The organism is Rufibacter hautae, from assembly GCF_008271695.1.
In the GTDB taxonomy this organism is placed as follows: domain Bacteria; phylum Bacteroidota; class Bacteroidia; order Cytophagales; family Hymenobacteraceae; genus Nibribacter; species Nibribacter hautae.
The window spans coordinates 581673-594244 of the sequence record NZ_VKKY01000003.1 but is presented as its reverse complement, the minus strand read 5'-3'; the positions used below and the strand labels follow the sequence as shown (position 1 = coordinate 594244).

The 12572-nt window shown below is 51.4% G+C and carries 13 protein-coding genes and 1 tRNA gene; 9 read left to right on the top strand and 5 right to left on the bottom strand.

Annotation, left to right across the window (positions count from 1 at the left end; translation table 11 throughout):
- Positions 1–118: 118 nt before the first annotated feature.
- Both FOA19_RS18915 and FOA19_RS18910 read left to right on the top strand, forming a co-directional pair.
- Positions 119–373 carry a hypothetical protein gene (locus tag FOA19_RS18915; protein ID WP_149092405.1) on the top strand — a complete coding sequence of 85 codons (255 nt, stop codon included), beginning with the start codon at positions 119–121 and terminating at the stop codon, positions 371–373.
- A gap of 179 nt (positions 374–552) precedes the next feature.
- Positions 553–1035 carry a hypothetical protein gene (locus tag FOA19_RS18910; RefSeq protein WP_149092404.1) on the top strand — a complete coding sequence of 161 codons (483 nt, stop codon included), beginning with the start codon at positions 553–555 and terminating at the stop codon, positions 1033–1035.
- Positions 1036–1342: 307 nt separating this feature from the next.
- On the opposite strand, the gene FOA19_RS18905 is transcribed toward FOA19_RS18910, so the two are convergent.
- Together FOA19_RS18905 and FOA19_RS18900 are read right to left on the bottom strand one after the other, a co-directional pair.
- A complete protein-coding gene (locus FOA19_RS18905; RefSeq protein ID WP_149092403.1) occupies positions 1343–1792 on the bottom strand; it encodes a hypothetical protein in 450 nt (149 codons plus the stop codon).
- Between the two features lie 33 nt (positions 1793–1825).
- Positions 1826–2248 carry a hypothetical protein gene (locus FOA19_RS18900; RefSeq protein WP_149092402.1) on the bottom strand — a complete coding sequence of 141 codons (423 nt, stop codon included), beginning with the start codon at positions 2246–2248 and terminating at the stop codon, positions 1826–1828.
- Between the two features lie 124 nt (positions 2249–2372).
- Between FOA19_RS18900 and FOA19_RS18895 the strand changes: the two genes are divergently transcribed.
- Entirely contained in the window at positions 2373–2630 is a 258-nt protein-coding gene (locus FOA19_RS18895; RefSeq protein ID WP_149092401.1) for a hypothetical protein, read from the top strand.
- 47 nt (positions 2631–2677) lie between these two features.
- Here FOA19_RS18895 and FOA19_RS18890 read toward each other — a convergent pair whose 3' ends face one another.
- The 3 genes from FOA19_RS18890 to FOA19_RS18880 all read right to left on the bottom strand — a co-directional run bounded on the left by FOA19_RS18890 (position 2678) and on the right by FOA19_RS18880 (position 4747).
- Positions 2678–3604, bottom strand: coding sequence for a hypothetical protein (locus tag FOA19_RS18890; RefSeq protein WP_149092400.1), 927 nt, complete (start codon positions 3602–3604; stop codon positions 2678–2680).
- A 208-nt stretch (positions 3605–3812) separates the two neighbouring features.
- A tRNA-Leu gene (locus FOA19_RS18885) sits at positions 3813–3894 on the bottom strand.
- Between the two features lie 133 nt (positions 3895–4027).
- On the bottom strand, positions 4028–4747 hold the full coding sequence (locus FOA19_RS18880; protein ID WP_149092399.1) for a phosphatase PAP2 family protein: 720 nt from the start codon (positions 4745–4747) through the stop codon (positions 4028–4030).
- A 170-nt stretch (positions 4748–4917) separates the two neighbouring features.
- On the opposite strand from FOA19_RS18880, the gene FOA19_RS18875 reads away from it, so the two are divergent.
- The 6 genes from FOA19_RS18875 to FOA19_RS18850 all read left to right on the top strand — a co-directional run bounded on the left by FOA19_RS18875 (position 4918) and on the right by FOA19_RS18850 (position 12530).
- Positions 4918–5415: a CinA family protein gene (locus FOA19_RS18875; protein WP_149092398.1), complete on the top strand. Its 498-nt coding sequence runs from the start codon at positions 4918–4920 to the stop codon at positions 5413–5415.
- Positions 5416–5740: 325 nt separating this feature from the next.
- The gene (locus FOA19_RS18870; protein WP_149092397.1) at positions 5741–6397 is read left to right on the top strand and encodes a class I SAM-dependent methyltransferase; all 657 of its coding nucleotides are present in this window, start codon (positions 5741–5743) and stop codon (positions 6395–6397) included.
- 59 nt (positions 6398–6456) lie between these two features.
- Complete coding sequence (locus FOA19_RS18865; protein ID WP_149092396.1) at positions 6457–8289, top strand: M61 family metallopeptidase; 1833 nt, start codon at positions 6457–6459, stop codon at positions 8287–8289.
- A 319-nt stretch (positions 8290–8608) separates the two neighbouring features.
- Complete coding sequence (locus tag FOA19_RS18860) at positions 8609–9238, top strand: hypothetical protein (RefSeq protein WP_149092395.1); 630 nt, start codon at positions 8609–8611, stop codon at positions 9236–9238.
- 178 nt (positions 9239–9416) lie between these two features.
- Positions 9417–10889 (top strand): sodium:solute symporter, encoded by a 1473-nt coding sequence (locus tag FOA19_RS18855; RefSeq protein ID WP_149092394.1) that lies wholly within the window; start codon positions 9417–9419, stop codon positions 10887–10889.
- Positions 10890–11081: 192 nt separating this feature from the next.
- Positions 11082–12530: a sodium:solute symporter gene (locus FOA19_RS18850; RefSeq protein WP_149092393.1), complete on the top strand. Its 1449-nt coding sequence runs from the start codon at positions 11082–11084 to the stop codon at positions 12528–12530.
- Positions 12531–12572: the final 42 nt, after the last annotated feature.

Below are 12572 nucleotides of genomic sequence, written 5' to 3'. Positions count from 1 at the left end.
ACGTCAGGTCTTTTCCCAGTTGTACGCAAGAGCCCCCCAGGATAGATACACCTAATGCTGACTTCTGGAAAGCCAGGCAAGTAAAATCCAGGGGAAGCACCGGCTGCGTATATGAGGCATGTTGTACCTGTTGGGCTTTCTCTACCTGGATTTCGCCGGCCGCGCCGACTATCTGTTGACGCATGGCCGCTACGTGGCCAGCCGCTCTGAGGACCACTTTGAGGTACAGCTCTACTGGACCAAGAATTTCTTTGCCGAGGTGTATCACTCTCGCCGCAGCGGCCGCAATGAGCAGATCAACGCCCTCACCGAGGAACCTGATTTCACCGCCTACTTAGACCAGATAAGTCTGGAAAACTTACAAATACAGTAACGGCTTTTCTATATTGAGAATAAACCAATCCCCTAGTGCCTTGCATTTTTTCAACATCAAAATCCCTAAGTGACCCGATGGATTTATGAAGACAGGTATTGAATCACTTGACCAGAATTGCTACCCCTGAAAAGAAACTATTAGTGAAAGGTTTGCTATCTTAGAAGAAACAAAGACCTATGAGAAAATTTATACTCGTTTTGTTTGCCCTCACCCTTTCATTTGGAGGAATGGCCCAAACAACCTTGGCGCTAGCCACAAAGCCCCCTACCACTACGGCCATCAATCTTTCATTGCCTTCCTCAAAAGAGGAAACCTACCCGTATGTATACACCAAAAGAGCAGACCGTTTTTTGTTGGTGGGACTGGCTTTGAATATCGCCAGTGCAGGTTATTACATGCTGGCTCCGGGCTTATACAAGAAACCATATGATCCTACGCTAGAATACAGCTATGCCTTGGCGGCCGCGGCCAGCAGCGACCCGATTGCCTATCAGCAATTAAGCAACGAGTACAGGCAAGCCATGCTGGTCTACCATCAAAAGGCCAGTGAACGCGACAAGAAAGTCAAAAACGCAAGAGCGGCATTTGCAACGGCTTTCTCCGTGGGAATGGCGTTTGACTTAGCAGCCATCTTAACCTTCAAGAAAGGAAGACAGTAGTTTTGGGGTATTTCCCCAAAAACAGGGCCGAATCCCGAAACTTACCTTTTTCACCAAAGAAAAAGGTAAGTTTCGCATCATTCAGAATGTAGTCCTTTACATCTCACAGGCTCCCGTAAAAATACTGGAAGACTGCTACCATTCCGTATTCCTCTTCCCTGAGTGCCCCCCTCTCCTCTCGGGTGGAGAATGGGTGTGACCCGCTGAAGTAAATGCAAGTGACGGACGCACGCTTTGACGTTACTTACTAGGAAGAGGCCACGACGGGTAAAAGGATTCTCATTTAAGTTAACTCAGAATAAGGCCTCTATTTTGTTTTTGTGAAGTTATAATTCTTAAGTAGGTACTCCCCGCCATTGTCAAACTCAATGCGCAACCGAAGCTGTTCCTGGGAAAGGACAAGCACTTCATAATCATTTTGGTTAAATCTAAGGGTTATTTTGCCAGCATTGGAGGCAATTACGAACCCCTCTGAAAGGTTATACAACCGCCTGGAGGAATCTTCTTTATCAAAGATTTCCACCTGAACATTGCCACCGCTGAATGACAGGTACTCTGGATCCTCTAAGGACAACTGCTCAGACCTGACGAAACTCCCGTTGTCCAGAAAAGTATCTTGAGACCCGCTGGTGAGCAACCACTTTCCCTGGAGTAAGGCCTCTGCCTCAGCAACGGTTAGTACATCAGCTTCATCGTCACTAGAGCAGCCGGAGAAAACCACAAGGAATACCAGCAATAAGGATAGAAGTCTTCTCATTGAGTTTGAAATTGATATAGGGTTATAGATCCTTTAGAAAATAAAAGACATCATGTTATAGCCTTGGTACAGATTTTTCTCAATCTCCACTGCTGCTTTGAAATAATACTTTTTGCCTTTCACAAATAGGCGGCTATCAGCCGGAATGGTCATGGTATATGGGCCTAACTCGGGCTTCGCGTGCTTGAGAACCAACTTAATCGGAATTACTTTGAATAAACTGTCTTCTGCGGCGATGAACCCGTAATCCAAGTCAGTGGGTTTGAACTTGTTGATCTTACCCGATAAGGTTACGCTACCATCTGCCTCTGCTTTAGCTGAGATGGTCTCTACATCCGCAACCTTAGGCTTCTCTTCAACTACCGGGGTAGGAGTTGGGGTATCTTCTTTTTCATCATCGCCGCAACCGGAGAATACTGCAAGGGAAAGCAGTAGAGGGAGTAGTAATCTTTTCATTTAATTGAATATTGGGATTATTTGAAGTTTCCCAAAGATAGCGGTTGTTAGATAAATGATGATGGTATACAATAGAAACGAAAACATGAACAAAGCACTTCATGGGTAACCACCTGAAGACAGGATGGCATATCTTTTAACAGTAATCATCAATCACTTAAAAGATATCATGACACATACCTACGAACAAGCATTACAGGCGGTAGAGCAGGTCCTTCCAGCGCTGGTCCACGAAGAAATTGAATTCAGTGAAATTCTTAGGGGAGCGGGCGTTCTAGACCCAGGCGGAAGATTGGGGTTACAGCTTCAAAGGGATCTTACCAGAAAGAGGCGCATCATGCCAACCGAAGGTGGGGATAACCTGGTAGTAGTTTTCGGTTAACAAAAAAGCCTCGAGAGACCGGGGCTTTTCTGCTATTCCTGTTGTTACTAATTTTTTATATAGCTGACATAATCCTTCAAGTTTCCCTCTTTAATCTCCTTACCTCTGATGTTGCCTACCCTGAAGGTAGCGGGCATGGAAACGGAAATCACCTGACTCTTATCGGTATCCAGCACCAACTGCAACTGGAGGTTTTTCCCACCCGCGGAATTAGGGAGCATATAGACATAGGCGAATCCGGGTGTCTTGTTGAGGATGGCATCATCTACCACGCTCGTCTCCACCACCTTGAAAGGTAACCCATAGGCGGCCTTTATCTCCTGCTCTGTGACGTTACTTCCAAGTTTTGCTTTATCAATCAAAAGAGTCAGGTTCTTCAGTTTGGATGCGTTCTCCTTGGCTTCCTTTGGGAAAGAGATTTCCTCGCTTTCCTTAGCACCTTTCACAACTATGTTTTGCGCCAGCAACAGGGTACTGGCCATGTTTCCCTCCGTAGGGTAATCAGTGGCAAAGGGGTGGCTATAGATCCAGTCATTGGAGAGGGCATCCTCGGAAAGGCCCATAAGCATCAAGTTCACGTCAAAACTAGCAGTGGTTTCATATTTGAATTGGGTTGGCGAGCCCATTGACCTAGGGCCGTTAGGCGTGAAACTGCCTTTTGCAACATGCACGGTTGGGAAGCTAACCACGGCAAAGGCTTCCTTTTTCTTGTTCTTCTTCATGGCCTTAAACTCTGCCTGGGACAGAAAGGAGATTTGCTTCTGGAGAGTCCAGAAGCCGCTGAAACTGCTCTTGATAACCTCCTTCATTTTCACGACAGATTTTATGTCTGAGCCATCCTTGATTTCAGGCAGCACCACTAAGAGAGGGCGCTTCGTGAACTCAGCAAAATCCTTTGCCTTCCCCACATATTGGGCGAAGGACTGCAAACCGGTAAGAAGAAGCACTGCAAGAAAGAGTAATCGTATTTTCATTTGAATCTATTATTTATTATACTTTTAACTAGATGAGTAACTGAGTATGTATTAGGCGCAATTTATAGAGAAACTTGCCTAGAGTTAAAACCTTGTTGTATACTCTTTAGATTCTCGTGAGAATCACGTTTTTTTTATTACGCACTCTTTCACACACACCAAAACAAAAAAGCCTTGCAACTTTTCAGTTACAAGGCTCTTCTTTTTGTGCGCTGGGGGAGAGTCGAACTCCCACACCCGAAGGCGCTGCCACCTGAAGACAGTGCGTCTACCAATTTCGCCACCAGCGCATCAATGCCCCTTCATTGCTTTAGGGAGCACAAAACTACCTACTTTTTCTTTATCTGCAATACCTGTGCTTACTTTTTTTGATCAAAAACATCACCAGTTTTTATTTCCTCCACGCGCTCAGGCACTTATTTTTCAGGACACCACCTGCCCTTCGCCTTTCACCACGGGGTTTAGGTTGCGCTTGGAGAATTTCTCCATGCGGTTCAGCAGGAAGATCGCCAGAATGACCCAACCCAGGCCCGCGGCCAGCCCTGCTAGCACATCGGTGGCGTAGTGCACGTGCAGGTACACCCGGCTAAACCCGATAAACAAGATCAGCAAGGCGAGCAGGGTGATGAGCAGAAAGCGCCAGGCGGCTTCCTCCACGCTCTTGTAGACCAGGTAAATTAGCAAGCCGTAAAACGAGGCGCTGATCATGGCGTGCCCGCTGGGGAAACTGAGTCCGTAAGACTCCACCAGGTGCGGCACCAGCGGCCTTGGTCTATTGAACAGGTACTTGAGAATCAGGTTCAGGGAGATACTGCCCACCGCAATCACGGGCACTTTCACAGAGTACCACTTGTGCTTTTTCACAAACAGGAAATACCCGATGAGCATGAGCCCTGCACCTGAGATGAAGTTACGCGACGCCAGAAACGTGATGCCTTTGATAAACTCAGTCAGGCTGGGCGAGGCCCGATCATCGGCCCAGGCAAAGGCCTTGCTGTCAAATTTAAGTTCCTGGCCCGGCAGCACCTCCTTGGCCAGCCAGAAGAAAACCACCAAGCATAGAATGAACACCGTCCAGATCACTACCAACTCCACGGTGAACAACGCGGTACTGGCCACAAATTTCCGAAATCTTTTTTTCATAGTCTCAAGTCAAGGCAACGGCCGTTTTGGGGTTGTTTTCAGAAAACAGCGCCTTAAACGACAAGATTCTTCAAATACGTAACCAGCCATGCCCATGTTGGGCTGCAGCCTTTGGGCAACCCACGCCCCTAAAAACAGTATCATGCCTCATAGGCCAAACAGGAAACCGTATGAAACCAGAAGAACTGACCCAACTCATCATGAAACTGAAAGACAAGGACCTCTCCCTGGCTTTTGCCGAAAGCTGCACCGGCGGCAGCCTGGCATCGGCGCTCAGCGAGGCCACCGGTACCACCGATGTCTTTCTGGGCAGCATGGTCACCTATAGCGCACAGGCCAAAATCAAGGTGCTGGGCGTGAAAAACGAAACCCTCAAACTCTTCACCGCCGAGAGCCAGCAGGTCACCAACGAGATGGTGCAGGGTCTCTACAAACTCCTCAAAGCCGATGTCTGCATCGCCGTCACCGGCCTCTTCGGGCAGGGCGGCTCCGAGACCGCCGAAAAACCCATCGGGACTACCTTCATCTCCATTCTCTTCAAAGACAAAGTGGAAGAATACCGCCAGGTTTTCAAAGGCGATGCCCAGAAAATGCGTGACCAAGCCCAGGATTTCATCTTCAACAAACTCAACGATACCGTTGACCGGCACTATCAGCATGCCGTATAAGGTGTCTTCTAATCCATATCGGTTCAGCGCGAACTCTCTCTGAGCAGATAATTTGGCCGCCACTGTTTTCGGGACAATTTCAGAAAACCAAGCCTAAAACAGGAAGGAATTGTCTTAGCTATAAAACAGGTTAGCCCTGCTGATTTTGGTTGGAACTTCAAAAGCCATAATCCACTCTACTTCAAAAATGGCTAAGTAACGATACAGGAGCAAGAAACCGGTCGGACAATCTTCCGCCGGTTTCTTGCTTTTATGTTAGCGGGAACTAGTTTCTAGGTTACTTTTGAGAAAACAGCCCCAAAACGGCACCAGCTACTTTTCTTAGATGCAGCCCAATCGCGCCCCAGACTTCAACTTCATTGCGCCGGTGTATGACGCCCTGGCACAGTTGGTCTATGGCAAAGCGCAAAAGCAGGCGCAGGCACACTTCCTTACTTTAATTCCGGAAGGTGCGCGGGTTTTGGTTCTGGGGGGCGGCTCTGGTTGGATTCTGCCTGAACTCCTGCGTCAAAGCCAACCCAGCCACGTGCTGTTCCTGGAGCCCTCCGCCAAAATGATGGCGCAGGCCCAAAAAAGACTGACCCAAACATCGGCCCAGGCCGAGGTGGAGTTCAGGCTGGGCACCGAGGCGAATCTGCGGCCCGAGGAGAGGTTCCATGTGGTGCTCACGCCTTTTGTGCTGGACCTTTTCCCTTCTGAGATAGCCTTCACCATGATGCAGCGGCTGGACCAGGCCCTGCTGCCGGCCGGCCTCTGGCTCCACACCGATTTCCAGATGGGCACATCCGCTGGCCAGAAACTGTGGCAAAAACCGATGCTGTGGGGCATGTACCGCTTCTTCAGGGTCGTCAGCGATATCCCGGCCAGGGAACTGCCGCCGTTTGAGGCGCTTTACGCCAAACTGGGCTATAAACCCCATCGTCAGGCGTTCTTCTTCGAGAACTTCATTTGCGCCCAGGTTTTCCGGAAGGCAACTAAATAGAAGCCAATTGGAAGATTCCGGCTTTGATGTGTATCTTGGGGGTTGAAACATCCTTCTCCATGAAGAAAACCCTCTTCACTGCCTTGGCCGCGGCGGCCCTGGCGTTTGCTACTCCCGTGATGGCGCAACAGAGCGTCAACTACCAGGTCTCTTTTGAAAACGCGGCCCACCGCGAAGCCACCATTACCGCCACCTTCAAAGGCGTGACGGCGCCGGTGCTGGAAGTGCGCATGGCCCGCTCCTCTCCCGGGCGCTACGCCTTGCATGAATTCGCCAAGAACGTGTACAACGTGCAGGCTACCGATGGGCAGGGCCGATCCTTGCAAGTGAACCGCCCCAACCTGCACCAGTGGAACGTCTCGGGCCACGATGGCACCGTGACCGTGAAATACACCCTCTTCGCTGACCACCCAGATGGTACCTATGCAGGGGTGAATACCACCCACGCTCACCTGAACGCCCCGGCTACGTTCATGTACGCCAACGGCCTGGAGAAAGCGCCTATTCAGGTGAAGTTCACGCCACCGGCCGGTCAGAACTGGACCGCGGCTACCCAACTCAAGCCCGAAGCCGCGCCGCTCACCTTCTCGGCCCCCGACTTCCAGTACTTCATGGATAGCCCCACCGAACTGGCCAACCTGCAGTGGCGCGAGTGGACCGTGAAAGAGAAAGACCGCACCCAGAAAATAAAGATAGGCCTGCACCACAACGGCACCCAGGAGCAACTGGACGAGTACACCAACCGCGCCAAGCGCATCGTGGCCGAGGCGCAGGCGGTGTTTGGGGAGTTACCAGCCTTTGATTTCGGGGAGTACACCTTTATCGCCTGTTACCTGCCCGGCACCCCGGGCGATGGCATGGAGCACCGCAACTCCACCGTAATTACCAGCTCACGTTCGCTGGAGACTGGCATGAACCCCAACCTGAGCACCTTGTCGCATGAGTTTTTCCACGCCTGGAACGTGGAGCGCATCCGGCCTCAGACTCTGGAGCCATTCAACTTCGCGGATGCTAATATGAGCGGGGAACTGTGGCTGGCCGAAGGCTTCACCAGCTATTACGGTACGCTGCTCATGGAACGGGCCGGGGTTTCCCCGCAAGCCGATTACCTCAAGAATGCCGCCTATCCTATCACGGCGGTGAAGGTGTCCCCGGGAAAAGATTATTTCTCGCCGGTGGAGATGAGCCAGCAGGCGCCGTTTGTAGACGCCTCGCGCTCTGTGGACCCTACCAACCGCACCAACACCTACATTTCCTACTACACCTACGGCAACGCCATCGCCATGGGCTTGGACTTCACGCTGCGCACCAAGTTCAAGAACCTGAGCCTGGATGACTACATGCGCCTGCTCTGGCAGCGCCACGGCAAACCCGAGAAGCCCTACACCCTGCCAGATCTGGAACGCGCCCTCGGCGACTTGACCAAGGACCCTGCTTTTGCCCAGAATTTCTTTAAACGGCACATTTACGGCAAAGAGACCATCCCTTACGAGGCGCTGGCCCGTGAAATGGGCTTGGCTTTGCAGGCTTCAAACAATGCTGTGCTGGGTTGGGAAGGATTCAAGTTCCAGAACGACCAGGCTACCATTGCCCAGGGCACCTTCGCCAACAGCCCACTCTACAAAGTAGGCCTGGACCGCGACGATGTCCTTCTAACCCTGAATGGCCAGAAACTAACCTCGGAGAAAACCTTGGACAGCCTTCTGACCAAATTTAAACCCGGTGATCAGGTGCAGCTGGAGGTAATTCAGCAGGGCACGAAGAAAACCGTGCCGCTTACGCTGGCCCAAGACCCTCAACTGGAACTGGTACCACTGGAGAAAGTAAACCAGACGGTTTCCAAAGCAGCCAAAGCCCGAAGAGAAGCTTGGTTAGCTAGGAAAAGTAAGTAGATACCTTATCACATTATGCCTCCTTTATAGAGATGAAAAACTCTATAAAGGAGGTTTATTCTTTATAATACAAACCGCCTCCTGCCATCCTACACCTCCCTTTTTGTCATCCTGAAAGGATCTTGTGGGCGGCCGATAATGACAGCTTGACCTGGGGGCACCCGTTTTACCCCTGAATTCTGTAAAGAGGGCCTAAAACGGAAAAGGATAAACTATTGAGGGGAGTTCTTGCGTTAGAGGGGTAAATACCTTTATCTTAGCAGAGTAGCTACGGCCTAAGTCATTCCGGCTTTCCGGTAGCTTTCATTCAATATCCAAGATGTCAAACAAAATCACACATACACTTTTAGTCTTATTGGTTTGGGTGGCCGCCGTTCTGCCGGGCCAGGCGCAGGAGGTAACTACTGGCGCTACTTCCCTTGACTCGCTCAAAGCATCGGCTCCGTTTGTGCCTAGGGTGAGCTACGGCCTCAATGCGGGCGCGGCGTTCAGCAACTTTGGGTCGGTGTCTTATGTTGAGCCCCGGCTGCAGTACCAGGTTTCACCCAAGTTCCACGTGTTCAGTAGCCTGACCATGCTGCAGACTTGGGGAGGACCTACCTTCAGAACCGCTACCGGCGAGGGTACTTCAACCCTCATGACGGCCACCCCTAGTCGCCAGTACTTGTTACACGTGGGCGGTACATACGCCATGACCGACCGGCTCTTGCTCAGCGGCAGCGTCTGGAAAGACCTGAACCCTTCGGCGGCGAACCGCTGGAACAACAGCAACCCTTTCACGTACGGCCGACTGCCTAACCAAGGCTTCCATTTTCAAGCCCAGTACCAGGTGGCGCCTAACTTCACGGTATCGGGCGGGGTGCGCTACAGCAACGGCGGCAACACTGGTTATGGCTATGGCTACGGTGGCGGATATCCGGGCGGGTTCAACTCTCCCTGGGGCTTCTAAGAAAACCAGCCGTTTTTAAGATTTCCTATAAAAGCCTTCCCTATGCAAGTGGGGAAGGTTTCTTTTTGCCTTTCTGCTTCTATTTTGCGCTCGTTCTTTCAATTACGGCCTATTCTTTTTTGGTTATATTTGCCTTTGCACCAAAAACTAAAACGCACAAAACCCTACCTCCCTGCACATGTCGTCAACGCTTATCCTGGGTATCATTGCCGCCTATTTCTGTATCCTAATCCTCATCTCGTTTCTCACAAGTAAAAAAGGCGAGTCCACCGATAGTTTCTTTTTGGCCAACCGCCAGTCGCCGTGGTACGTGGTGGCGTTCGGGATGATCGGGACCTCGCTTTCCGGGGTGACTTTTATCTCGGTACCGGGCATGGTGGAGAAGGCGCAGTTTTCTTACCTACAGCTCATTCTGGGCAACATGCTGGGGTATTTTGTGGTGGCGCTGGTGCTCATGCCTCTGTATTACCGGCTTAACCTGGTGTCTATCTACACATACCTGGAGCAACGTTTCGGGTATTGGTCCTATAAAACGGGCGCCGGTTTCTTCCTACTTTCCAGAACGTTGGGCGCGGCCCTTCGCCTGTATCTGGTAACGGGGGTGTTGCAACTGGCTGTGTTCGATAACCTGGGCGTGCCCTTCGAGGTGACCGTGATCATCACCATCGGGTTGATTTGGGTGTATACGTTCAGGGGCGGGATGAAAACCATCATCTGGACCGATACTTTCCAGACCCTGGCCATGCTCATCTGCGTGGGTATCACCATTATCACCATCTCGCAGGACCTGAACCTTTCTTTCGATGGCATGGTGAACACCATCAGCGAGAGCAAGTTCTCGCAAGTGTTTTTCTGGGATGTGAAAGATCCCAAGTACTTCTTTAAGCAGTTCTTCTCCGGGTTTTTCATCTCTATTGTGATGGTGGGCCTGGACCAGGACATGATGCAGAAGAACCTGAGCTGCAAAAACCTGAAGGAGGCGCAGAAAAACATGTTCTCCTTCACCATCATCATCCTGTTTGTGAACATCCTGTTCCTGAGCCTGGGCGCCTTGTTGTACCTGTATGGCGAAGCAAATGGCATTGGCCTGCCCGAGAAAGGCGACAACGTGTTCCCGTTCCTGGCCTTGAACTACTTCTCGGCGTTCATGGGCATTGTGTTCATTTTGGGCATCACGGCCATCACATACGCCTCGGCAGACTCGGCTCTGACCGCGTTGACCACCTCCTTCTGCGTGGATTTCCTGGACTTCAAGAACCGGCCTGAGACGGAGCGCGTGAGGCTGAAGAACTGGACGCACCTGGGTTTCTCGGTAATCATGGCCATTGTCATCATCATCTTCAAGATTGTGAACGACGAGAGCGTGGTGCAGGCGGTTTTCAAAGTGGCGGGCTACACTTATGGGCCTCTGCTGGGACTTTACTCCTTCGGCGTGTTCACCAACCGCCCTGTGCGCGACAACCTGGTACCTTTGATCTGTGTGCTGGCGCCCATCTTAACCTACATCATCAGTCTTAACTCCGTGGATTGGTTCTGGGGCTACGAGTTCGGGTTTGAGGTGTTGATTCTGAACGGTTTCCTCACCTTCATGGGCCTTTACTCCATCTCCCGGAAAAGAAGCGAGTTTGTGGATGTGACCCAAGCCTATTAACAACCTCCCTTTGGTGAGTCCCTGCGCTTTGGGCCTGTTTTTTAGAAAACAAGCCCAAAGCGCAGGGACTTTTTGTTTCTCCCGAAATGGGTTTTGCGGCTCTTTTCCCTAAAGCGGACCTGAAACAGCTTTCTTCAGTGTACTTTTGCGCCAGCTTTCTATTTGCTGATTCTTCATTTATAATTCTCTGTAGTGTCTCCTCTGCTTATCCTCGGCATAATTGTCGCTTATTTCTGCCTTTTGCTGGCGGTTTCCTTTGTCACGAGTAAAAAAGGAGAATCAACAACGGCCTTCTTTTTAGCCAACCGGGCCTCGCCATGGTACGTGGTGGCGTTTGGCATGATCGGGACCACGCTCTCGGGCATCACGTTTGTGTCCATCCCGGGCATGGTGGAGAAATCGGGGTTCACGTACCTGCAGATGGTGCTAGGCTACGCGCTGGGGTACCTGGTGATTGGATTAGTGCTGCTGCCGCTGTATTACCGGTTGCGGTTGGTTTCCATTTACACGTACCTGGAGCAGCGGCTGGGATTCTGGTCATACAAAACCGGCAGTGCCTTTTTTCTGCTCTCGCGCACCCTAAGTGCGGCTTTGCGGCTGTACCTGGTGGCGGGTGTCTTGCAGTTGGCGGTGTTTGGGCCTTTGGGGGTTCCGTTTGCGGGCACGGTGGGCATTACCATCGGGTTAATCTGGGTGTACACGTTCAGGGGCGGTATGAAAACCATTATCTGGACCGATACCCTCCAGACCCTGGCCATGCTTTTGTGCCTGGGCATCTGCATTTGGGTTGTTTCTGAGGAACTGCACCTCTCCTTTTCGGGCATAGCCGAGGCTATTGGTCAGAGCAAATACGCCCAGGTGTGGGTTTGGGACGCCAAGGCACCTAATTTCCTGCTGAAGCAGTTGGTAGCCGGTGCGTTTATCACCATTGCCATGACGGGTCTGGACCAGGACATGATGCAGAAGAACCTGAGCTGCCGCAACCTGCCCGAGGCCCAGAAGAATATGTTTTGGTTCACGGTGATTCTGCTAGTGGTGAACCTTTTGTTCCTGATTCTGGGCGCCCTGCTTTATTTCTATGCTACCCAGAAAGGAATTTTGCTGCCCACCAAAGGAGACGATGTCTTCCCCGAACTGGCGCTGCACCATTTCCCGGCGGTGGCCGGGGTGGCTTTCATCTTGGGCATCACAGCCATTACCTACGCCTCGGCAGACTCGGCGCTCACCTCGCTTACAACCGCTTTCTGCGTGGATTTCCTGAACTTCCAGCATCGGCCGGAGGCCCAGCGCATCCGCTACAAAAACTGGGTGCACCTAGGTTTCTCGGGATTGTTGATGGTGGTCATCCTGCTCTTCAGGCTGTACAATGATGAAAGCATCATCGCCACGCTTTTCACGTTGGTGGGCTACACCTACGGCCCCTTGCTGGGCATGTACAGTTTCGGGCTGCTGACCCGGCGAACCGTGAAAGACAGACTGGTGCCGGTGATTGGCGTAATGTCGCCGGTGCTTACGTATGTCATCAGCGCTCACTCGCAGGAGTGGTTCTGGGGCTACCAGTTCGGGTTTGAGGTGCTGCTCTTGAACGGGTTGCTCATGTTTCTGGGGCTGTGGCTGGTATCTGCCCGTAAAACTGCTTAGAAAGGCCTTTGCTCCCGTTTTATTAAGCTGCGGAAGTCAGGA

What these genes read in the sequence shown, in the direction of transcription:
- FOA19_RS18865 (WP_149092396.1), top strand. Translation starts at nt 6,457, where the DNA reads ATGAAGAAAACCCTCTTCACTGCCTTGGCCGCGGCGGCCCTGGCGTTT.
- FOA19_RS18915 (WP_149092405.1), top strand. Translation starts at nt 119, where the DNA reads ATGTTGTACCTGTTGGGCTTTCTCTACCTGGATTTCGCCGGCCGCGCC.
- FOA19_RS18895 (WP_149092401.1), top strand. Translation starts at nt 2,373, where the DNA reads ATGGCATATCTTTTAACAGTAATCATCAATCACTTAAAAGATATCATG.
- FOA19_RS18910 (WP_149092404.1), top strand. Translation starts at nt 553, where the DNA reads ATGAGAAAATTTATACTCGTTTTGTTTGCCCTCACCCTTTCATTTGGA.
- FOA19_RS18900 (WP_149092402.1), bottom strand. Translation starts at nt 2,248, where the DNA reads ATGAAAAGATTACTACTCCCTCTACTGCTTTCCCTTGCAGTATTCTCC.
- FOA19_RS18905 (WP_149092403.1), bottom strand. Translation starts at nt 1,792, where the DNA reads ATGAGAAGACTTCTATCCTTATTGCTGGTATTCCTTGTGGTTTTCTCC.
- FOA19_RS18890 (WP_149092400.1), bottom strand. Translation starts at nt 3,604, where the DNA reads ATGAAAATACGATTACTCTTTCTTGCAGTGCTTCTTCTTACCGGTTTG.
- FOA19_RS18855 (WP_149092394.1), top strand. Translation starts at nt 9,417, where the DNA reads ATGTCGTCAACGCTTATCCTGGGTATCATTGCCGCCTATTTCTGTATC.
- FOA19_RS18870 (WP_149092397.1), top strand. Translation starts at nt 5,741, where the DNA reads ATGCAGCCCAATCGCGCCCCAGACTTCAACTTCATTGCGCCGGTGTAT.
- FOA19_RS18880 (WP_149092399.1), bottom strand. Translation starts at nt 4,747, where the DNA reads ATGAAAAAAAGATTTCGGAAATTTGTGGCCAGTACCGCGTTGTTCACC.
- FOA19_RS18860 (WP_149092395.1), top strand. Translation starts at nt 8,609, where the DNA reads ATGTCAAACAAAATCACACATACACTTTTAGTCTTATTGGTTTGGGTG.
- FOA19_RS18875 (WP_149092398.1), top strand. Translation starts at nt 4,918, where the DNA reads ATGAAACCAGAAGAACTGACCCAACTCATCATGAAACTGAAAGACAAG.